Origin of the sequence: Pseudaquabacterium terrae (genome assembly GCF_013266755.1) — a bacterium.
Lineage (GTDB): Bacteria > Pseudomonadota > Gammaproteobacteria > Burkholderiales > Burkholderiaceae_C > Pseudaquabacterium > Pseudaquabacterium terrae.
In genome coordinates this window covers 383,726-402,470 of the sequence record NZ_JABRWJ010000004.1, presented here as the reverse complement: position 1 = coordinate 402,470, position 18,745 = coordinate 383,726, and the positions used below count along the sequence as shown (strand labels likewise).

Here is an 18,745-nt window from a genome sequence, read left to right as displayed (position 1 = left end):
CCTCGGCCGGGCCGTTCAGCGCGCGTAGTAGCGCGGGTAGCGCACCGGAATCAGCGGCGCCGGCTCGGGCACGCGATCGAAGCGCCGCGGCAGCGACAAGGCTTCGAGGAAGGCGCTGATCTGGCGCCGCGTGAGGTTCGCAGCGTCGACATCGCCTTGCGGCCGCAGCACCAGCGAGGTATCGACGCGGCCGTCGGGCAGCGCGCGCGGAATGCCCAGGCGCACCAGCAGGCCGTTGCCCGGCCCGAGCTGCAGGATCGGCTTGCCGTGGCGGTACTGCGCGAGGATGAAGCGGCGCGCATCGTCCGAGCGCGCCAGCGCGGCTTGCGCGCGGCTGCCCTCGGGCAGCACGACGGCATCCCACAGCGCCGACGGCGCCAGGTCGATGCTCAGCTCGACCGACGTGTAATCGCCGCCCGCCGACCACACCGCGCCGGCGCGCGGGCCGACGCATTGCACCTGCGCACCGGCCGCGCTCAGAGCGCGCTGCACCGCGCGCAGGCTGTGCGTTTCGTAGCCGTCGGCCAGCAGCATCGCGATGCGGCGCATGCGCACGCTGCGCTCGCCGGGCCGCGCCAGCAGCGACAGGGTCGAGGACGGCTGCACCTGGGTCGCCGGATGCGATGCCGCGCCGGGCTCACCGCGCAGCAGCGCGCCGCTGCGCCGCATGCTGGCGCCGGACAGCGCGCTGGCCAGCGCCGGATCGACTTCAGCCAGCCGCTCCAGCAGGTGGCTGCGCGGCGGCGCGGGTGCCGTCGGCCCGATCGCCGCGCGGCAGGCGGCGATCAGGTGCGTCTGCTCGACGCGGCTCTGGCTGCGCCAGAACAAGCGCGCCTGGATCAGGTCCCGGCGCATGCGCTCGGCCGGGCTCGGCGGCAGGCTGTGGCAGGGCACGATGCCGGTGACGGCGGCTGTGTCGTCGCCGTCGGCCTCGGCCGGGTCGGCCAGCGTTTCGAGCTCGGCATCGGCCTCGTCGTCGTGGGCCAGCCGGTTCAGCACCAGCCAGCCGATCCCGCGCAGCGGCACGCGGTCCTCCGGCAGCATCCGGCTCGTATCGAAGGGGTCGAAGTCGAAGCTGTTGGCCTGGCGTTCGCCGAAGACCTGCAGCGCGAGCTGCCAGCGCGGGAAGGCGCCGGCGACGATCGCTTCGGCCAGGTCATGGCGCAGGAACTGCGGATCGGCCCGCGCCAGCTGGTCGGCCTCGTCGGCGGCCAGCGCGTGCGTGCCGGCCGCCGGCAGCCAGTGGAAGCGCGCATAGACCGCCTCGCCGCTGGCATGCTCGAGCCGGAAGGTCTGCATGCCGAAGCCCTGCATCATCCGGTAGCTGCGCGGCAGCGCGCGGTCGCTCATCAGCCACAGCCACGGCGCGAGCGGCGCGCTGTCGGCCGGCGGCGTCAGCGAGGTGGGGGTGTCCGGCGCCAGCGGCAGGCTGCAGCCCGGCAGCGGCCAGCCCGGCGTGCCGCCGGGCTCGGCGCCGAAGCGCACGACGAAGCGCCGCGCACCGCGCGCACTGTCGGCCGCCGCGGCATCGCCGCAGCGCGCGAAGCGCACCTGCACCGGCGTGCGCTGGCCGGCGTGGCGAAACGCCGCCGACGAGGTCAGCGCCTGCAGCGACGCGCGGCATTCGAAGTGGCCCCAGGCACTGACGCTTTCCGGCAGCTGCAGGCCGAGCCAGGGCGGGCTCGATTCGTCGGCGAGCGGGGTCATCCCGCTGTCCAGCGTGCTCCAGTCGCTGTCGACCTGTGACAGCGGCGCCAGCGGCCGGTAGTCGATCGCCGGCATGCGCAGGCCGGTCGGCAGGCGGGCGGCATCGGAGCGGGTGGGCGGGCTGTCGGACATGGATGCTCGGTCGGTTGGCACAGAGTGCGTCCGACCCCAAGGGCAAAGGGTGTGCCCATGCGGGGTGTGTCGCCGTAACCGGTTGTCATCGCACGCGCGGCCGCGGCGGCACGTGGTGACTCGCCGGCACCAGCGCGGCCCACCAGTCGCGCGCGGCGCCGATCACCGACTTCAAGCCCTCGGGATCGCCGCGCAGCAAGGCCGCTGCATAAGCGCGAAACTGCTCGGCCCCGACCTGCGGCGGCGTCGGCGGCACGTTGGGATCGGTTTCAATTTCCAGCAGCACCGGCCGCCTGCAGCGCAGCGCCGCGTCCCAGGCCTGGCCGATGTCGTCGGGGCGGTCGACCTCGATGCCCTCGAGCCCGATCAGCCGCGCATAAGCGGCGTACGGAAACTCCGGCAAGCGCTGCGAGGCCTCGAACTTCGGCTGCCCGGCGGCGCGCTGTTCCCAGGTGACCAAGTTCAGGTCGTGGTTGTCGAGCACCAGCACGACCAGCCGCGGATCGCGCCATTCGCGCCACACCTTGGCGATCGTCAGCAGCGCATTGAGACCGTTCATCTGCATCGCGCCGTCGCCGACCAGCGCGATCGCCGGCCGCGACGGATGGGCGTACTTGGCGGCGATCGCATACGGCAGCGCATTGCCCATCGACGCCAGCCCGCCCGACAGCGAGGCCAGCATGCCGCGCCTGAGCTTCAGGTCACGCGCAAACCAGACCGCGGCGGTGCCGGTGTCGCAGCTCAGCATGCAATCGTCCGGCAGCCGCGGCGAGAGCTCCCAGAACACGCGCTGCGGATTGACCGGCTCGGCCGGCGTGTGGGCGCGGTTCTCGAGCACGCGCCACCAGGTGTGCACCTGCTGCGCGATGCGCTCGGCCCAGCGCCGGTCGGTCTTGAGCTTCAACAGCGGCAGCAGCTCGCGCAGCGTCGCGGCGCTGTCGCCGACCAGGTTGACCTCCATCGGAAAACGCAAGCCGAGGCGGCGGCCGTCGCGGTCGATCTGCACGCCGCGCGCCTGGCCTTCGGCGGGCAGGAACTCGGTGTACGGGAAGTGGCTGCCGATCATCAGCAGCGTGTCGCAGTGCTGCATCATGTCGGCGCTCGGCGCGGTGCCGACCAGGCCGGCCACGCCGGTGACGTAGGGCAGATCGTCGGGCACCACGGCCTTGCCCAGCAGGGATTTGGCGATGCCGGCGCCCAGGCGCTCGGCCACCGCCAGCACCTCGTCGGTGGCCTGCAGCGCGCCGGCGCCGACCAGGATCGCGACCCGCTCGCCGGCATTCAGCACCTCGGCCGCGGCGTGCAGCGAGGCCGCATCGGGCAGCGCGCCGTTGGACTGCAGGCCGATGCCCGAATGCAGCACCGCATGCTGGTGCGGCAGCTCGGTGAGCGCCGGCAATTCCTGCACGTCGTTGGGCACGATGATGCAGGTCACGCAGCGGCGGTCCAGCGCGATGCGCAGCGCACGGTCGACGACGTGGCGCAGCTGGGCCGGAACGCTGATCTGCTGCACGAATTCGCTGGCCACGTCCTTGAACAGGCTCAGCAGGTCGACCTCCTGCTGGTAGTCGCCGCCGAGCGCCGAGCGCGCCTGCTGGCCGACGATCGCCACCACCGGCTGGTGGTCCATGCGCGCGTCGTACAGGCCGTTGAGCAGGTGGATCGCCCCCGGCCCGGAGGTCGCGATGCACACGCCCACGGTGCCGCTGTACTTGGCGTGGCCGCAGGCCATGAAGGCCGCCATCTCCTCGTGCCGCGCCTGCACGAACTGCATCTGCTCGGGCCCGGCGCGGTGAATCGCCGCGGTCAGGCCGGTGATGCCGTCACCGGGATAGCCGAAGATGCGGTGCACGCCCCATTCGGCGAGGCGTTGGACCAGCTGGTCGGCGACGGTCCGGGCCATCGGCGGGCTCCATCGGGTGCGGGACGCGTCCCCGACGCGTTATCCCTCGAGCGCCACCTCGAGCGTCGTCAGCAGCTCCTGCTTGCGGCGCTCGATCTCGCGGCCGAGCGCGGCGACATCGAGCTCGGTCTCGCGCAGCAGCGGGAACAGGCGCTGCTCTTCCTCGGCGACGTGATGCCGCACGTAGTCGTCGAGCACCTGCACCGTCGCGTCGTACAGCGGGTCGTCGGCCGACATCGCCAGGATCTTGCCGACCAGCTCGTCGAGCGCCTGGTGTTCGACTTCGGCGCGGTCGACCGGGTCCTGCCGGTCGAGCACGCTGCGCGCGGCCGGGTACAGGATCTCTTCCTCGACGCCGGCATGGGCCACCAGCAGCGTGCAGATGCGCCCGGCGAGCTCCTCGCGCTGCGGGTCCGGCGCGTCGGCCTTGACCAGTGCGGCGTACTGCTGGAACAGCGTCTCGATCTCGCGGTGGTCGGCCTGCAGCGCTCGCAGCGCATCGGGCGCCGCCGTGTGCTGCGCGCCCGTCGGATGGATCGACATGTCGGTCCCCTGCTGGATGAACGTGGCGCGTTGCGGCAATCGGTGTGCCTCGCGGTTCGTGCGGTCTTCGGTCGAGGCCGTCGCCGGTGCAGGCTTTGCAGCAGTGTTTGCAGCGCCCGTCCTGCGGCGCGGGCATGCCGCGTGCTCCATCGGATGACCGCGTCCCGTACGGAGGTTGCAATGCGTGCTGACGATGCATGGCGCCGGCGCTGGATCGCGCTGGCCTTGCTGGTCATGGCCGGCTGCGATCGCCCGGCCGGCCTGCCCCCGGCACCTTCGCCGGCGCCGGAAAACAAGCCGCTCGGGCTGCGGCCCCCGGCGCTGCCGGGCTCGGCCGCGTCGGGCGTCGTCGGTTGAGCGGCGGCTCGGTTCGATCAGCTCGCCGACTGGCGCAGCTCCCACAACCGGGCGCAGACGCGCTGCGCCTGGCAGCCGACCTCGTCGACGACACGCCGCAGCTCGTCTTCGTCGCTGTCGAGCACGCGCGTCCAGTACGCCAGCCGCCACGGTGGCTCGAGCAGCACCTGCGGGCGATACGGATTGGCCGACGTCGGGGGGCGCTGCGGGATGTTCATGCGGCGCGACGAGGCAAGCGGCGTGCCCGGCGCGGGCACAGCGCTTGCCGCCAGCGCTGCAAAGCCTGTTCACCGGGCAGCCATCGACCAAGGAGATCGCAGTGGATCCGCGAGTACTGCAAGCCGCCGAACGTGTCCTCGCCTGGGCTCGTTCGCAAGCCGTGGCCGGACTGCCCGCCCGCCCGGCACCGGACAGCGAACCGCCGGCCGAGGAGCTGTTGTTGGCCGCCGAGGCGGCCGACGAGACCGAGCCCGCTGACGAGGACGCACCGATCGGACATTAGGAATGCCGCCAGCGCCCGCGCGACGGGCGCCCGGCATGGGCCACGGCGCGCCGCTGGCGCGACGGGCAATGCAACCGTCGTGTTTCTGCAATGCGCGCGCCGCGTTGCAAATGGACGCCGAGCCGCAACAAATGTTTCTGCAGCATGGCAATGCCGCGCAAGCCAGGGTGACCGCGTAGGCTCTGACCCTCCGGCCAGGACACTCGGTCCCGCCCATTCCATTGACGCCAACGAATGTCCGCCTTGTCACCTCCTACCACCGCTTCCCGCCCAACCGCGAAGGCTGCACCGCCGCCGGCGACGCGCCATGCGCTGATCGTCGACGACGATGCCGACGCCGCAACGATGCTGGCCGCGCTGGTCGCCGGCCAGAACTTCAGCGTCGCGACCGCCCGCAACCTGAGCGAAGCGCGGCGGCAAATCCTGCTGCATCCGCCCGACATCGTGCTGCTCGACCTGAAGCTGCCCGACGGCAGCGGCATGGATCTGTTCGCCGACACGCAGCTGACGCAGCGCTCGGAGATCGTGCTGGTCACCGGCCACGCCAGCCTCGAGTCATCGATCCAGGCGCTGCGGCTCGGCGCGGCCGATTACCTCGTCAAGCCGGTGCACCTGAAGCAGCTCGAAGGCGTGCTGTCGCGGGTGACGCCGCCGTCGGCGCTGCTGGCCGAGGTCGAAGGGCTGACGGCCGAGGTTGCCAAGCAGGGCCACTTCGGTGCGCTGTGGGGCCGCTCGCTGCCGATGCGCCGCGTCTACCAGCAGATCTCGCGCGTCGCCGGCACCGGCGTCACCGTGTTCATCACCGGCGAAAGCGGCACCGGCAAGGAAGTCGTCGCGCAGACGGTGCACGACCTGTCGCGGCGGCGCAAGCGGCCGTTCCTGGCCGTCAACTGCGGCGCGATCTCGCCCAACCTGATCGAAAGCGAGATCTTCGGCCACGAAAAGGGCAGCTTCACCGGCGCCGACCGCCAGCACCAGGGCTTCTTCGAGCGCGCCCACGGCGGCACGCTGTTCCTCGACGAGATCACCGAGATGCCGATGGAGCTGCAGGTCAAGCTGCTGCGCGTGCTGGAAACCGGCACCTACCTGCGCGTGGGCTCGACGACGACGCAGGAGGCCGACGTGCGGGTGATCGCGGCGAGCAACCGGCCGCCGCAGCAGGCGGTGGAGGCGGGCAAGCTGCGCGAGGACCTGCTGTACCGGCTCAACGTGTTCCCGATCGAGCTGCCGCCGCTGGCGCAGCGCGCGGAGGACATTCCGCTGCTGGCCGAGCACTTCCTGCAGCAGGTCGGCGAGCGCGAGGGGGAGCGCAAGCGCTTCGCGCCGGCGGCGATCACCAAGCTGGTGGCCTACCGCTGGCCGGGCAACGTGCGCGAGCTGCGCAACGTCGTGCAACGCGCCTACGTGATGGCTGAGAGCGCGGTGATCGACGACGACTGGCTGCCGAGCGATCCGCCCGGCACGGTGCGGGCCGCGGCGCCGCCCGTTGCGATGCCTGCCGTGATGCCTGCCGAGGTGCCGCTCGACATGCCGGTTCTCCCCGGGCCGCTGGCCGAGCGAGAGCCCGAGGCCGAAGCTGCGTTGCTGCCGCCACTCGCTGAAGGTGCCGCCGGCCTGCCGGCCGCGGTCCACGCGACGGCCGACGCCCCGGCCGTCGTCGTGCCGCTCGGCACGTCGCTCGCCGATGCCGAGCGGCTGCTGATCATGGCAACGCTGCAGCACTACCGGCAGCACAAGGAGCGTACCGCGGCGGCGCTGGGCATCAGCTTGAAGACGCTCTACAACCGCCTGAAGGAGTACGCGGCCGATTCCGGTGACGGTTCCTAACGTCCATGGGCATGCGCATTGCCGGCCAACGCATCACCAGCGCCTCTTTTTTCGGGACGCGTGGTTCGTTAGTTACTCAAATCACCGGAGTTCACACATGAGCAAGCGTTTCACCTGGTTGAGCATCGCCGCCGCAGCAGCCTGCCTGAGCGGTGCCGCCGTCTATTCGCAATCGTCGTCGACGAGCGCCTCCCCGAGCACCAGCTCGACCGCGGCAGCGCCGGAGTCGGCCGCCGCCCCGGCACCGAGCTCGACCACCAGCACGAGCCCGAGCACGACGGCAACGACGCCGGGCGGCCCGAGCACCACCAGCCCGAGCTCCGGCACGATGGGCAGCACCGGCTCGAGCCCGTCGACCGACTCGGCCGCCACCCCGTCCAGTTCATCGACCAGCCCGAGCACCAGCTCGAGCACGATGGGCTCGTCGTCCACCGATTCGTCGCTGGAACCGCGCGCGGACCGCAACTGACCCCGCCATGACGCGGTGTTGCGGGGCGCTCCCGACCGGGGCGCCCCGCAGCGCTTCCGGAGTCAGGCGTTCAGGACGCCCGGCGTGCGAGCTGCAGGCGGCTTGCCGCGCGCGCATCGATCGCCGCGCTGCTGCGGCCCGCCGCATCCGGCGCCTCGAACAGCTCGCGGAACACCGCGTTCGGCGTGCGCGTCTCCGGCAGCACGTAGACCACGCCACCGGCCGCGGGCCCGCGCGCGAACAGCGGCCGCACGACGTGGTCGAAGAATGCGGGCGGCATGTTGATGCAGCCGTAGGAGATGCGGTTGTCGGCCGGCGACGGTGTCGCCAGGCGCTGCGGCCGATGCTCGCTGGCATCGGTGGCGCGCAGCCGGTGCATCGACACCGCTGACGCGTAGTCGACCCAGACCACGTCCTCGCCACCCGCGTTGCGGCCGGGCCGCGCGGCGAAGCGGCCGGCCGGCGTCGTGCGCTCGTGCGGCCGCACGCGCTCGATCGGCCGCTCTCCTATGCCGGGCACCGAGTGATCGCCGCGCGCCAGGCCCAGCAGCACCGGCGCCACGCCTTGCAGGCGGCCGCCGGCGTCGTAGACGAAGAGCCGCGCCTGCGACTTGTCGATGATCGCGAACGGCCGGCCGGCGTTGTCGGCGCGTGCGCGGATGCGCGCGTCGACCAGCCGCACCTGCGGCGACGCCGTGCCGAGGATGCGCGCGGCTTCGCGGTCGGCCGGCGCCAGCGCGGCCGGCGCGCTCGCCGCGCCGCAGAGCGCGGGCAGCAGCACGAGCAGCCCGGCGACAACGGGCAGGCGGGGACGAGGGGCAGGCATCACGGTGAGCGGGTCGAAGAGTCCGATCGGCATCGCGGCAAGCCGCATGCCCATGACGGGCTTGCCGCGCGGCGCTGGTCAGCCAGGCGCGCGGCGTGCCAGGATCGCGCACCGATGAGGTCCCCCACGCTGCGCGGGCAGTTCTCGCGCGTCTCCATGCTCACGACCGCGGTCGCGCTGGTGCTCAGCGCGGCGGGGATGCTGCTGTACGAGATGACCACCTACCGGCGCGCCTTCATCGACGACCTGCAGACGCAGGCCGACCTGGTGGCCAAGACCAGCGCCGCGGCGCTGGTCTTCGACGACCCGCGCGTGGCGCAGCAGAACCTCGCGCTGCTGAAGCAGCAGCCGCGCATCCGCGCCGCCGCGGTGTTCGGCGCCGATGGCCGGCCCTTCGCCACCTACACCGCATCGGCCGACGAGCCGGTGCCGCTGCAGCCCGAGGCGGGCGGCGCCGGCGTACACCGCCTGCTGAGCAGGACGATCGAGGTCGTCTATCCGGTGGAGCACGAGCGCGAGCGCGTGGGCAGCGTCTACCTGCGCGCGGCGCATGACGTCTGGGCCAAGGCGACGACTCTGGCGCTGATCCTGGCCGGCGTGATGGCCATCAGCCTGCTGCTCGCGCAGGCCCTGTTCCGCCGCCTGCAGCGCGGCATCACGGAGCCGCTGGCCGCAGTCGCCGAGGTGGCCCAGCAGGTGATGGAGCGGCGCGACTGGACCTTGCGCGCGCCCGACGCGCCGGTGCGCGACATCGCGCTGCTGGTGCAGGCCTTCAACGCGATGCTCGACGAGGTGGCCGAGCGCACCGGCGAGCTCGAACGCGAGATGGGCGAGCGCCAGGCCGCCGAGGCCGAGCTGCGGCAGGCCGACCGGCGCAAGGACGAATTCCTCGCGACGCTGGCGCACGAGCTGCGCAACCCGCTGGCGCCGATCGCCAATGCCGCGGCGCTGCTGCGCAGCCCGAGCGCCGACGCCGCGACGCGCGAGCTGGCGCACACCATCCTCGAACGCCAGCTGCGCCAGATGGTGCGGCTGATCGACGACCTGCTCGACGTCTCGCGCGTGACGACCGGCAAGCTCTCGCTGCATGCCGAGCGCATCGACCTGGTCGCCGTGCTGCGCGCGGCGATCGAGCTGGCCGAGCCGCTGGCGCGCCAGCACCAGCTGAGGCTCGCGGCGCAGCTGCCGCCGCACCCCTGCACGATGCATGGCGATGCGGCACGGCTGTCGCAGGTGTTCTCGAACCTGTTGAACAACGCCTGCCGCTACACGCCCGCCGGCGGGCAGATCGACGTAACACTCGAAGAGAGCGGCAGCGAGGTCGAGGTTGCCGTGCGCGACACCGGCATCGGCGTCGAGCCGGCGATGCAGCAGCGGGTCTTCGAGCTCTTCGAGCAGGCCAACAAGCGCCTCGAGCGCGGCAACGCCGGCCTCGGCATCGGGCTGACGCTGGCGCGCCAGCTGGTGCAGCTGCACGGCGGCGAGATCACGCTGGAAAGCGCCGGCCTGGGCCACGGCTCGACGGTGCGCGTGCGGCTGCCGCTCAAGCGCGCCGAGAGCGCCGCGGCGCAGCTGGCGCTCACCGCGCCGCCGGCCGCCGGCGAGCCGCTGCGGCTGCTGCTGGCCGACGACAACGTCGATTTCGCCGCCAGCCTGCAGCGCTGGCTGCAAGGCCTCGGGCACGAGGTCACGGTGGTGCACGACGGCGCCGCCGCGCTGCAGGCCGCCACGGCGGCACCACCGGACGTCGCGATCCTCGACATCGGCATGCCCGGGCTCAACGGCTACGACGTCGCACGCCGCCTGCGCGCCGACGCCGGCACCGCCGCGGTGACGCTGATCGCCGCCACCGGCTGGGGCCAGCGCGCCGACAAGGAAGCGGCGCGGCAGGCCGGCTTCGACCACCACCTGGTCAAGCCCGTCGACACCGATGCGCTGCTGCGCATCCTGGTGGGATGCGCGCCGGCGCTGGTGCCAAGCGACGCTCCTGCCGAGCCGCCGCTCGATCGGTGATCTGCCAGTTCGATCCGCGGCGGCAACCAAACAAAATACAAAATTAACGACGAATCACCATCAAAACTACACTTGAGACGACAATTCACCGATCCATCAAGGCCAAACAATCAAAAAGGACGACGAAGACTCGCCGCCGCCTACCCCCGCAATTTGCGCATCTTAAAAATATAGCGACAAATGTCAAACTAAAATAGAATTTAGCGACAGCGCACGGGTCGACATTCCCATAGTTCAAAAAATGCCGACAACCGACACGTCTCTCCTCTTGTATGCGGAGCTCTCTCCGGCAGAGATCAGAGCGACGCAACGCCGGTTGCGGGATGGTTCCTTGAAACGCATCGCCCCCGGGGTGGCTACGAGCCTTCCGGAGGTGGCATGGCCGGCCCTGATTGCACGCGAACGTATCCGCGTCTTGGCCGCTCTGTACCCCAAGGCAGTCATCGGTCCCCGGAGCGCATTCCATGGCGGCGTACCAAGCGACGGCACGATGTACCTCACGTACTCATACACCAAGAGGATCGAGCTGCCTGGCATGACCGTCCAGCTGCTCGATGGGCACGGACCTGCACAAGGCGACTCTCCCATGATGGGAAGGGAGCTGTACTTCCCCTCGACACCTCGGGTCCTGCTGGAAAACCTGACCGTCTCCCGTGGCAAGGTGATGAAGTCTGTTGGGAAAGCAGAAGTCGAAAGGCGTCTCATCGTCACTTGTGAGGCGCGCGGCGCGGAGGCGCTCAACACCCTGCGTGACCAAGCCCGTGCGCTTGCGCCGACGCTGCGCCTGGAGCGCGAGCTCGCCATCCTCGATGGCCTCATCGGTGCAGTGCTGGGAACGAGAAAGGCAGAGATGTCCACCCCCGCCGGCAAGGCGATGGTGGCCAACATCCCCTACGACGCCAACCGCCTCGCGTTGTTTGAAAAGTTGGCCGCAGAGCTTCGCTCCGTGCCGCTGAAGCAGCCTGCAGCGGTGACGAAGAGCGAGCTGGGGCGCGTGAACTTCGCTTTCCTCGAGTCGTACTTCAGCAACTTCATAGAGGGCACCGAGTTCGATGTCAACGAGGCTCGCGGCTTCGTCCTGGAAGGCAAGCCAATCACCGAGCGGCCGAAGGATTCGCACGACATCATCGGCGTGTTCCGCCAAGCACTGAACGCCGGCTGGGCCAACCAGACGCTCGGCTCTGGTGAACCTGTCCTGAACCAACTGCGCGAGCGACATGCCGACCAGATGAAGGCGAGACCAGAGGTCGGACCCGGCGAGTTCAAGACCTTGGCCAATCGCGCCGGCAATACCGAGTTCGTTGCGCCGCGATTGGTACGTGGCACGTTGGTCGAAGGCTCCAAGCTCCTGCCTACCGTGCCCGCAGGCACGGCCAGAGCTCTGATGGTGATGTTCCTCGTATCCGAGGTCCACCCCTTCACCGACGGCAACGGACGGCTTGCCCGGCTCGTGATGAACGCTGAACTCTCGGTCGTCAGCAGCTGCCGAATCATCGTCCCGACACTCTTTCGAGAAGAGTACCTGGACTGCCTTCGCGTCCTTACGCGCGAAGGCAATCCAGGTTCCTATCTCGATGCGATGCAGTGGATTCATGACTGGACCGCTGCCTTCGACTACGAGAACCTGGACAAGGTCATCGCAGACATGCAGGCCAGCAACGCGTTCGAGAGGTCGCGCGTGCAACACAAACTCCTCTTCCCTCAAAAGGCTTGAGGTGACGGACCGGTGTCGCCGCGCGGCCTACCGCAGCCCGCTCGGGCTGGTGTCCAGATCGCGCCGGATCAGCCGCCGCAGCGTCGTGCTGTCGCGGTAGCCGACCTGCGCGGCGACCTGCTCGATCGGCGTCTTCGTGGTCTCGATCAGGTGCGTGGCCATCATCAGCCGGCGGCGCTGGATCAGCCTGATCGGCGACAGGCCGGTGGCCGCCTGCACCCGGCGCGAGAAGGTCTTCTCGCTCATCGCCGCGGCTTGCGCCAGCGCGCGCACCGTCATCGGCTCGGTGAGGTGCTCGTCGATCCAGCGCTCGGCGGCGCCGATCACCGGATCGTGCTGCTGCGCGTGCGCGGCGATCATGTAGCGGGCCTGGGACGGGCGGCGGTCGATCAGCAGGTAGCGCGCGCACAGATCAGCGATGCGCACGCCGACCAGGTCGCCGAGCACCGCGAGCATCAGGTCGAGCTGCGAGAAGGCCGAGCCGGCGGTCACGAGCGGGCCGTCGGGCACGACCATGCGGCGCTCGTCGAGGATGACGTCCGGATAACGGGCGCGAAAGTCCGCCGCCAGCCACCAGGTCGTCGTCGCGCTGCGCTGCGCCAGCAGGCCGGCCTCGGCGAGCAGGAACACCGATGCGCACGAGGCGCCGATGCGCAGGCTGCGCAGCTTGCGCGCCGCCAGCGCGCGCAGCAGCCGCTGCGCCTGCAACGCATCGGGCTGCGACAGGTGCGCGGCCAGCCGCGCACCGTACTCGCCCAGCGCCGGCACGATGACCCACTGCGGCGTGGCGCCCTCGCGTTCGGCCTGGCGAAAGGTCGCGTCGGTGCGCAGCCGCAGCCCGCAACCGGTCCGCACCTGCGCGCGCGCGCCGAGCACGCGGAACTGGAACTGCCCCACGCCCCGGGTGCGCGCGGCGATCGCCTGCGCGGTGCGCAGCACGTCGAGCGTGATGGCCAGGCTCGAGTCCATCACGCCGTCGGGCACCAGGATCCAGACGGTCTTCATCGCGCGATGGTAGCTGTCCGATTCAGCCCGGAACGAGTCGTTTCTGCCGCTTCATCGGCGGACGGCACCGGCCTAGAGTCGGCGCCGTCCAACCCCCTGCACAGGAGTCCTCGCGATGCCGCAGCGCCCGATGAATCAGGACGATCCGCTCGACGATTTCGAGCCACGCGACATCACGCTCGACGGCGTGAGCAAGCGCGTGCACGTCGCCGGCCGCGGGCCGGGCGTGATCGTCATGACCGAGATGCCCGGCATCAGCCCGCAGGTCGCGCGTTTCGCGCGCTGGGTGCGCGATGCCGGCTTCACCGTCTGGATGCCCTCGCTGTTCGGTCGCGACGGCGCGGTGCCGCAGGCGGGCGAAGGCGGCGCGGTGTTCAAGCGGGTCTGCGTCAGCGCCGAGTTCCGCGCCTTCGCGGCCGACCGCGCCAGCCCGGTGACGCAGTGGCTGCGCGCGTTGGCGCGCTTCGCGCACGGCGAGTGCGGCGGTCCCGGCGTCGGCGCGATCGGCATGTGCTTCAGCGGCAACTTCGCGCTGTCGATGATGCTCGAGCCCACGGTGCTGGCGCCGGTGCTGTCGCAGCCCTCGCTGCCGCTGGACCAGCCCGCTGCCCTCGAAAGCCCGCCCGACGAGCTGGCCGCCGTGCGCGCGCGCCTCGAGCGCGACGACCTGACGGTGCTGGCCTACCGATTCGAGGGCGACCGCATCTGCACCGCGCAGCGTTTCGCCGCCTATTCCGAGGCGCTCGGCCCACGCTTCGTCGCGCGCGTGCTGCCGGACGACGCGGCCAATCCGGACACCGCGCCCTTCTTCCGCCAGTTCGTCGACTTTCCGCACAGCGTCGTCACCGCCCACCTCGTCGATGAAGCCGGCCAGCCGACCCTCGCCGCGCGCGACGAGATCCTCCGCTTCTTCGCGCAGCGCCTGGCCGTGGCGAGACCGGCGCTGCCCCTGCCGGCGTGTCCATAATCGGAAAATTCTTGAATCGATTCCACTCGTGGACTAGAGTCCACGCATGCCGCAAGCTGTCCACGCCCCCGCCAGGCCCCCGGCCCTCGATTCCGCTGCTGCAGCCGGCGCCGCCTTGCGCACCTTCTTCAACATCAGCAAGGCCTGGGCGCTGACGGCCGCCGAAGAGCAGACCCTGCTCGGCGTTCAGCGCTCCACCCTCTACGCCTGGCGCGCCGGCGACTACCCCGCCCGGCTCGACGCCGCCACGCTCGAACGGCTGAGCTACGTCTTCGGCATCTACTCCGCCTTGCACGTGCTGTTCCCGGTGCCTGAGCGCGCCGATGCCTGGCTGCGCAAGCCCAACGACGCGCCGCTGTTCGGTGGCAGCCCGGCGCTGGCGCGCATGCTCGGCGGCCGCGTGGCCGATCTGTTCCAGGTGCGCCAGTACCTCGATGCCGTGCGCGGCGGCGGCGCTTGAGTCCGAAGAACGTACCGGTCGTCGAGCTCGATTGGGGCGCCACCCACCGCCTCATTCCCAGCCGCTTTCCGCCGATCGGCCTGTTCGAGCGCGTGGCCGATCCGTTGGACCTGGAAGTGGTCTATGCCATCGAGGCCCTCACCAATCCGCGCCTGCGCCAGGAGGTGGGCGAAATCTCGCTGGTGCCGCCCGGCGAGCGCATGAGCGGCCCCGGCAGCAGCGCAGTCATGGCCGCGTTCACCCACCTCAACCCGATGGGCTCGCGCTTCAGCGACGGCAGCCATGGCGTGTACTACGCCGGCAGGTCGCTCGAGACCGCGGTGCGCGAGGTCAGCTTTCACCAGGCGCGCTTCCTCGCCGCCACCCGCGAGCCGCCGATCGAGATCGACATGCGCTGCTACAAGGCGACGGTGAAGCAGCCGCTGCACGACCTGCGCGGGCTGGTCTCGAAGCTGCCCGCGGTCTACGACCCCGACAGCTACGCCGCATCGCAGGCGATGGGTGCCCGGTTGCGCGCGCTGGGCAGCTGGGGCGTCGCCTACGACAGCGTGCGCGACGCGGGCGGCGAGTGCGTGGGCCTGTTCAGGCCACTGGCGCTCAGCCCGGCCGTGCAAGGCCCGCATGTGGCGCTGCAATGGAACGGCGTGCAGATCGGGTCGTGGTACGTCAAGTCGGAGCTGCGCACGCTGTAGCGCCGCCCGCCTCATCCCGCGGCGTCGAGCGTGTAGTGGAAGACCTTGGCGACGATCTGCCAGCGGCCGTCGAGCTTGACCAGCGTCAGCAAGTCGATGAAGTCCTTCGGCGCGATCGAGCACTCGGCCTTGACGAAGGCCGTCACCGGCCCGGCGAACTCGATTGCCAGGAGGCGATCGCTGCGCACGAGGCCGCGGCTGGCCGGCGACGGGCGCTGGTCGACGACCGGAAAGTACTCGTCCATCGACAGGTGCAGCAGCGTGCCGTCGGTGGCGCAGTAGTAACGTGCCAGCGGATGAAAGACGCGGCGCAGACGCGCGGTGTCGCTGTGATGCAGGCCGTCGAAGTACAGCTGGATCACCGCGGCGACGGCGTCGAATTCGGTCGTGGGCGTGTCCATGTCTTTCAGCCGAGCGTGATGCCGCGCACGACCTGCGCGATGCGCTCGCCGAACAGGCGCGCCGTTGCCAGGTCGCCGTCGACCATCTCGTCGGTCGACGCGTCGGCCGGCGTCGCCGTCATCAGCCCGGAGAACGCGGCCAGGTAGTTGACATCGCTGCGCACAGCGGCCTTGCTGTTGCTCGGCATCATGCCGGTGCCGACCCACAGCATGCCCTGCTGCTGCGACAGCGTGAACAAGGTGTACAGGGCAGACAGCTTGTCGCCGTTGATGCCGGCGCTGTTGGTGAAGGCGGCGGCGAGCTTGTTCTTCCAGCCCTGCTTCATCCACACCTCGGAGCTGGCGTCGATGAACTTCTTGAACTGCCAGCTGACGTTGCCCATGTAGGTCGGCGAGCCGAAGACGATGGCGCGCGAGGCGCCCAGCTGCGCCCAGCCGCCGGCGGGCAGGTTGCCCTGCTGGTCGACGGCCAGCAGCGTGCCGCCGCTGCCCTCGGCGATGGCCTGCGCCACCTTCTGCGTGTGGCCGTAGCCGCTGTGGAAGACGATCGTGATGTCGGTGCTCATGTCCGCGTCCTTGGGGGTCTGGTGGGTCGATGAGCGACAGCTTATTGATGATCTTCATGTTGATAAACTGAACCAATCTATCATCTGAAATTACACAGCGTAATCCATGGCGCGGCAATTCGGCGAGGTGATGCTGGGCAGCATCGAGCTGTTCTGCCTGTCGGCGGAGCTCGAGAGCTTCACCGCCGCGGCCAGGCAGGCCGGGCTGACGCCGGCGGCCGTCAGCCGGTCGATGGCCCGGCTGGAAGAGCGGCTGCAGGTGCGCCTGTTCGTGCGCAGCACGCGCAAGGTGCGATTGACCGACGGTGGCCTCGCCTACTTCGTGCAATGCAAGCAGGCGCTGAACCAGCTGCTCGACGCCGAGCGCGCGCTCACCGGGCAGCAGGCCGAGCCGGCGGGCCTGCTGCGCATCAGCCTGCCGACGACCTTCGGCCACTACCGCGTGCTGCCGCTGCTGCCCGCGTTTCGTGCGCGTTATCCGAAGCTGCAGATCGAGGTGCAGCTGAGCAACCGCAACGTCGACTTCACCGCCGAGGGGCTGGACATGGCGATCCGCGCACGGGCGCAGCCGGACTCGGGGCTGATCGCGCGCAAGCTGATGGATGCCGACCTGGTCGTCGTCGGCAGCCCCGCCTACCTGCGCCGGCAGGGGCGGCCACAAACGCTGGACGACCTGGCGCAGCACGACTGCATCCAGTTCCGGCTGCCGAGCTCGGGCCAGTTGGTGCCCTGGGAGTTCCGCGACGGCGGCCGCGACGTCGAGACCGCGACGCAGGGCGGCACCACCTGCACCGATGACATCCTCGGCACCTGCACGCTGGCACGCGCCGGCGCCGGCCTGGCGCAGACCTACCGCTTCATCGTCGAGCAAGACCTGCGGCAGGGCACGCTGGTCGAAGTGCTGCAGCCCTTCGGCGGGCGCTCGCGGCCGTTCTCGATCCTCTACCCGGCGCAGCGCCACATGCCGCTGCGCCTGCGCGCCTTCGTCGACTACCTGGTCGACGCGCTCGACCCGGCGGCGCGCAGCTCAGGCGGGGGGGGGGGGGGTGGTGGGGGCGGCGGAAAGGGATCCGGAGGCGGCGCGGCCACCCTGGGCGGCGGTGCATGAGGGCGCGGCATGGCGGTTGCCTCCCGAAGGTTGCGCGAGACTCACGGCGCGGCAAGCGCCGTGCCACGCCCCGCGCCACGAAAGGCCTTGCATGACCGTCTTCGACACGGTGATCGCCACCCTGCGATCCGAGTTCTCCGACCTGGCGGACATCGCCCACCTGACGCAACTGCTGGTGCGCCTGCTGCTCGCGGCACTGCTCGGCGGCCTGCTGGGCTACGAGCGCGAAAGGCAAGGCAAGGCAGCCGGCGTGCGCACGCACATGCTGGTGGCGATCGGCGCGGCGATGCTGGTGCTGGTGCCGCTGCAGGCCGGCATGCCGCTGGCCGACCTGAGCCGCGTGGTCCAGGGCATCGTCACCGGCATCGGCTTCCTCGGCGCCGGCGCGATCATCAAGCATGCGTCACGAGAGGGCCCGCCCGCCCAGGATCAGGACCAGGTGCAAGGCTTGACCACCGCGGCGGGCGTGTGGATGACGGCGGCGATCGGCATTGCCTGCGGCATGGGCCGCGACACCACCGCGGTGGCCGCGACGCTGATCGCGCTGGTGATCCTGGCGCTGATTCCGCGCCCGACCGAACGCCGCGATGGGCGCTGATCAGCGGCGCGCCACGGCCGCGCTGAAGCCGCAGCTGCTGCGCGCGCTGACGCTCGACGCCGCCACGCATCCGCGCGCGCAGCCGCATGTCAGCGCGGCCAGCGGGCTGGTCTGCCATGCCGGCCGCGTCTTCGTCGTCGCCGATGACGAGCACCACCTGGCGGTGTTCGACGACGCCAGCGCGCCGGGCCGGCTGCTGCCGCTGTTCGAGGGCGCACTGCCGGCCGATGCCACCGAGCGCAAGCGCGTGAAGCCGGATTGCGAAGCGCTGCTGCAGCTGCCGCCCTGGGGCGCGGCGCCGCACGGCGCACTGCTGGCATGGGGTTCGGGCTCGCGGCCGCAGCGTGAACGCGGCGCGCTGCTGCGCCTGGATCGTGCGGGCGCGCCCGCCGGTGCCGCCGAAGTGATCGACCTGTCCGGCCTGATCGCACCGCTGCGCGAACGCTACGCCGACCTCAACCTCGAAGGCGCGCTGCTGCTCGGTGAATCCTTCGTGCTGCTGCAGCGCGGCACGCAGGCCGGCTCGCCGAACGCCGCGCTGCACTACCGCGCGCACGACCTGCGCGCGCTGCTCGACGGCCGCATTCACACGCTGGCCCCGCTCGACGAGGTGCGCTACGACCTCGGCCGGCTCGATGGCCTGGCGCTCGGCTTCACCGACGCCGCCGCGCTGCCCGGCGGCGGCTGGGCCTACACCGCGGCGGCCGAGGACACCGACGACCCCTACCTCGATGGCGCCTGCGCCGGCTCGGTGATCGGCCTCGTGAATGCGCAGGGCCGGCTGGGGACGCAGTGGCGCCTCGCCGGCCACGACAAGATCGAAGGCATCGCGGTGCAGGCCGATGGCCGGCGGCTGTGGGCCTGCCTGGTCAGCGATGCCGACGATCCGGCGCGCGCGGCGTGCCTGTGGCGGGTGGTGCTGCCGCTGCGTTAACCTGCCCGCCTCGACCGAGGA

The 18,745-nt window shown here is 70.8% G+C and carries 20 protein-coding genes; 11 read left to right on the top strand and 9 right to left on the bottom strand.

Annotated elements, in window-relative coordinates; translation table 11 throughout:
• Positions 1–15: 15 nt before the first annotated feature.
• From HLB44_RS14460 to HLB44_RS14450, 3 genes are all read right to left on the bottom strand, one after another.
• Positions 16–1,839: a catalase gene (locus tag HLB44_RS14460; RefSeq protein ID WP_173123621.1), complete on the bottom strand. Its 1,824-nt coding sequence runs from the start codon at positions 1,837–1,839 to the stop codon at positions 16–18.
• A gap of 85 nt (positions 1,840–1,924) precedes the next feature.
• On the bottom strand, positions 1,925–3,742 hold the full coding sequence (locus tag HLB44_RS14455) for a thiamine pyrophosphate-requiring protein (RefSeq protein WP_173123618.1): 1,818 nt from the start codon (positions 3,740–3,742) through the stop codon (positions 1,925–1,927).
• Positions 3,743–3,781: 39 nt separating this feature from the next.
• Positions 3,782–4,285 (bottom strand): hemerythrin domain-containing protein, encoded by a 504-nt coding sequence (locus HLB44_RS14450; protein WP_173123616.1) that lies wholly within the window; start codon positions 4,283–4,285, stop codon positions 3,782–3,784.
• 180 nt (positions 4,286–4,465) lie between these two features.
• Between HLB44_RS14450 and HLB44_RS14445 the strand changes: the two genes are divergently transcribed.
• Positions 4,466–4,642, top strand: a complete 177-nt coding sequence (locus HLB44_RS14445) for a hypothetical protein (RefSeq protein WP_173123614.1) — start codon at positions 4,466–4,468, stop codon at positions 4,640–4,642.
• A gap of 17 nt (positions 4,643–4,659) precedes the next feature.
• Here the strand turns inward: HLB44_RS14445 and HLB44_RS14440 are convergent, their stop codons facing one another.
• Entirely contained in the window at positions 4,660–4,860 is a 201-nt protein-coding gene (locus tag HLB44_RS14440) for a DUF3606 domain-containing protein (protein ID WP_173123612.1), read from the bottom strand.
• A gap of 101 nt (positions 4,861–4,961) precedes the next feature.
• On the opposite strand from HLB44_RS14440, the gene HLB44_RS14435 reads away from it, so the two are divergent.
• Both HLB44_RS14435 and HLB44_RS14430 read left to right on the top strand, forming a co-directional pair.
• The gene (locus HLB44_RS14435) at positions 4,962–5,144 is read left to right on the top strand and encodes a hypothetical protein (RefSeq protein WP_173123610.1); all 183 of its coding nucleotides are present in this window, start codon (positions 4,962–4,964) and stop codon (positions 5,142–5,144) included.
• A gap of 234 nt (positions 5,145–5,378) precedes the next feature.
• A complete protein-coding gene (locus HLB44_RS14430; RefSeq protein WP_173123608.1) occupies positions 5,379–6,971 on the top strand; it encodes a sigma-54-dependent transcriptional regulator in 1,593 nt (530 codons plus the stop codon).
• A 162-nt stretch (positions 6,972–7,133) separates the two neighbouring features.
• Here HLB44_RS14430 and HLB44_RS14425 read toward each other — a convergent pair whose 3' ends face one another.
• A complete protein-coding gene (locus tag HLB44_RS14425; protein WP_173123606.1) occupies positions 7,134–7,403 on the bottom strand; it encodes a hypothetical protein in 270 nt (89 codons plus the stop codon).
• Between the two features lie 107 nt (positions 7,404–7,510).
• Positions 7,511–8,299 carry a L,D-transpeptidase family protein gene (locus HLB44_RS14420; RefSeq protein ID WP_173123604.1) on the bottom strand — a complete coding sequence of 263 codons (789 nt, stop codon included), beginning with the start codon at positions 8,297–8,299 and terminating at the stop codon, positions 7,511–7,513.
• Between the two features lie 81 nt (positions 8,300–8,380).
• On the opposite strand from HLB44_RS14420, the gene HLB44_RS14415 reads away from it, so the two are divergent.
• Together HLB44_RS14415 and HLB44_RS14410 are read left to right on the top strand one after the other, a co-directional pair.
• A complete protein-coding gene (locus HLB44_RS14415) occupies positions 8,381–10,279 on the top strand; it encodes a sensor histidine kinase, YfiR-like protein-associated (protein WP_173123602.1) in 1,899 nt (632 codons plus the stop codon).
• A gap of 535 nt (positions 10,280–10,814) precedes the next feature.
• Entirely contained in the window at positions 10,815–11,993 is a 1,179-nt protein-coding gene (locus HLB44_RS14410; protein ID WP_217283658.1) for a Fic family protein, read from the top strand.
• A 27-nt stretch (positions 11,994–12,020) separates the two neighbouring features.
• On the opposite strand, the gene HLB44_RS14405 is transcribed toward HLB44_RS14410, so the two are convergent.
• Complete coding sequence (locus HLB44_RS14405; RefSeq protein ID WP_173123598.1) at positions 12,021–12,998, bottom strand: GlxA family transcriptional regulator; 978 nt, start codon at positions 12,996–12,998, stop codon at positions 12,021–12,023.
• Positions 12,999–13,113: 115 nt separating this feature from the next.
• Between HLB44_RS14405 and HLB44_RS14400 the strand changes: the two genes are divergently transcribed.
• Genes HLB44_RS14400 through HLB44_RS14390 form a run of 3 tightly spaced genes read left to right on the top strand, consistent with a single transcriptional unit; the run spans position 13,114 to position 15,117 of the window.
• Positions 13,114–13,965, top strand: coding sequence for a dienelactone hydrolase family protein (locus HLB44_RS14400; protein ID WP_173123596.1), 852 nt, complete (start codon positions 13,114–13,116; stop codon positions 13,963–13,965).
• A 46-nt stretch (positions 13,966–14,011) separates the two neighbouring features.
• Positions 14,012–14,425, top strand: coding sequence for an MbcA/ParS/Xre antitoxin family protein (locus HLB44_RS14395; RefSeq protein WP_173123594.1), 414 nt, complete (start codon positions 14,012–14,014; stop codon positions 14,423–14,425).
• Positions 14,422–15,117: an RES family NAD+ phosphorylase gene (locus HLB44_RS14390; protein WP_173123592.1), complete on the top strand. Its 696-nt coding sequence runs from the start codon at positions 14,422–14,424 to the stop codon at positions 15,115–15,117. The genes HLB44_RS14395 and HLB44_RS14390 overlap by 4 nt, the downstream gene beginning before the upstream one ends.
• A gap of 11 nt (positions 15,118–15,128) precedes the next feature.
• On the opposite strand, the gene HLB44_RS14385 is transcribed toward HLB44_RS14390, so the two are convergent.
• The gene (locus HLB44_RS14385; protein WP_173123590.1) at positions 15,129–15,518 is read right to left on the bottom strand and encodes a nuclear transport factor 2 family protein; all 390 of its coding nucleotides are present in this window, start codon (positions 15,516–15,518) and stop codon (positions 15,129–15,131) included.
• A 5-nt stretch (positions 15,519–15,523) separates the two neighbouring features.
• Positions 15,524–16,084: a flavodoxin family protein gene (locus HLB44_RS14380; protein ID WP_173123588.1), complete on the bottom strand. Its 561-nt coding sequence runs from the start codon at positions 16,082–16,084 to the stop codon at positions 15,524–15,526.
• 106 nt (positions 16,085–16,190) lie between these two features.
• Here HLB44_RS14380 and HLB44_RS14375 point away from each other — a divergent pair, with 106 nt between their 5' ends.
• The 3 genes from HLB44_RS14375 to HLB44_RS14365 all read left to right on the top strand — a co-directional run bounded on the left by HLB44_RS14375 (position 16,191) and on the right by HLB44_RS14365 (position 18,724).
• Positions 16,191–17,192, top strand: a complete 1,002-nt coding sequence (locus tag HLB44_RS14375; protein WP_173123586.1) for a LysR family transcriptional regulator — start codon at positions 16,191–16,193, stop codon at positions 17,190–17,192.
• A 91-nt stretch (positions 17,193–17,283) separates the two neighbouring features.
• Positions 17,284–17,790 (top strand): MgtC/SapB family protein, encoded by a 507-nt coding sequence (locus HLB44_RS14370; RefSeq protein ID WP_173123584.1) that lies wholly within the window; start codon positions 17,284–17,286, stop codon positions 17,788–17,790.
• Positions 17,780–18,724 carry a DUF6929 family protein gene (locus HLB44_RS14365; protein ID WP_173123582.1) on the top strand — a complete coding sequence of 315 codons (945 nt, stop codon included), beginning with the start codon at positions 17,780–17,782 and terminating at the stop codon, positions 18,722–18,724. The genes HLB44_RS14370 and HLB44_RS14365 overlap by 11 nt, the downstream gene beginning before the upstream one ends.
• The last annotated feature ends 21 nt before the right edge of the window (positions 18,725–18,745 follow it).

Bases quoted from the DNA above. Each gene is read 5' to 3' on its own strand.
- HLB44_RS14410 (WP_217283658.1), top strand. From the start codon at position 10,815: ATGACCGTCCAGCTGCTCGATGGGCACGGACCTGCACAAGGCGACTCT.
- HLB44_RS14385 (WP_173123590.1), bottom strand. From the start codon at position 15,518: ATGGACACGCCCACGACCGAATTCGACGCCGTCGCCGCGGTGATCCAG.
- HLB44_RS14380 (WP_173123588.1), bottom strand. From the start codon at position 16,084: ATGAGCACCGACATCACGATCGTCTTCCACAGCGGCTACGGCCACACG.
- HLB44_RS14440 (WP_173123612.1), bottom strand. From the start codon at position 4,860: ATGAACATCCCGCAGCGCCCCCCGACGTCGGCCAATCCGTATCGCCCG.
- HLB44_RS14455 (WP_173123618.1), bottom strand. From the start codon at position 3,742: ATGGCCCGGACCGTCGCCGACCAGCTGGTCCAACGCCTCGCCGAATGG.
- HLB44_RS14460 (WP_173123621.1), bottom strand. From the start codon at position 1,839: ATGTCCGACAGCCCGCCCACCCGCTCCGATGCCGCCCGCCTGCCGACC.
- HLB44_RS14405 (WP_173123598.1), bottom strand. From the start codon at position 12,998: ATGAAGACCGTCTGGATCCTGGTGCCCGACGGCGTGATGGACTCGAGC.
- HLB44_RS14395 (WP_173123594.1), top strand. From the start codon at position 14,012: ATGCCGCAAGCTGTCCACGCCCCCGCCAGGCCCCCGGCCCTCGATTCC.
- HLB44_RS14375 (WP_173123586.1), top strand. From the start codon at position 16,191: ATGGCGCGGCAATTCGGCGAGGTGATGCTGGGCAGCATCGAGCTGTTC.
- HLB44_RS14370 (WP_173123584.1), top strand. From the start codon at position 17,284: ATGACCGTCTTCGACACGGTGATCGCCACCCTGCGATCCGAGTTCTCC.
- HLB44_RS14400 (WP_173123596.1), top strand. From the start codon at position 13,114: ATGCCGCAGCGCCCGATGAATCAGGACGATCCGCTCGACGATTTCGAG.
- HLB44_RS14420 (WP_173123604.1), bottom strand. From the start codon at position 8,299: ATGCCGATCGGACTCTTCGACCCGCTCACCGTGATGCCTGCCCCTCGT.
- HLB44_RS14445 (WP_173123614.1), top strand. From the start codon at position 4,466: ATGCGTGCTGACGATGCATGGCGCCGGCGCTGGATCGCGCTGGCCTTG.
- HLB44_RS14415 (WP_173123602.1), top strand. From the start codon at position 8,381: ATGAGGTCCCCCACGCTGCGCGGGCAGTTCTCGCGCGTCTCCATGCTC.
- HLB44_RS14365 (WP_173123582.1), top strand. From the start codon at position 17,780: ATGGGCGCTGATCAGCGGCGCGCCACGGCCGCGCTGAAGCCGCAGCTG.
- HLB44_RS14450 (WP_173123616.1), bottom strand. From the start codon at position 4,285: ATGTCGATCCATCCGACGGGCGCGCAGCACACGGCGGCGCCCGATGCG.
- HLB44_RS14430 (WP_173123608.1), top strand. From the start codon at position 5,379: ATGTCCGCCTTGTCACCTCCTACCACCGCTTCCCGCCCAACCGCGAAG.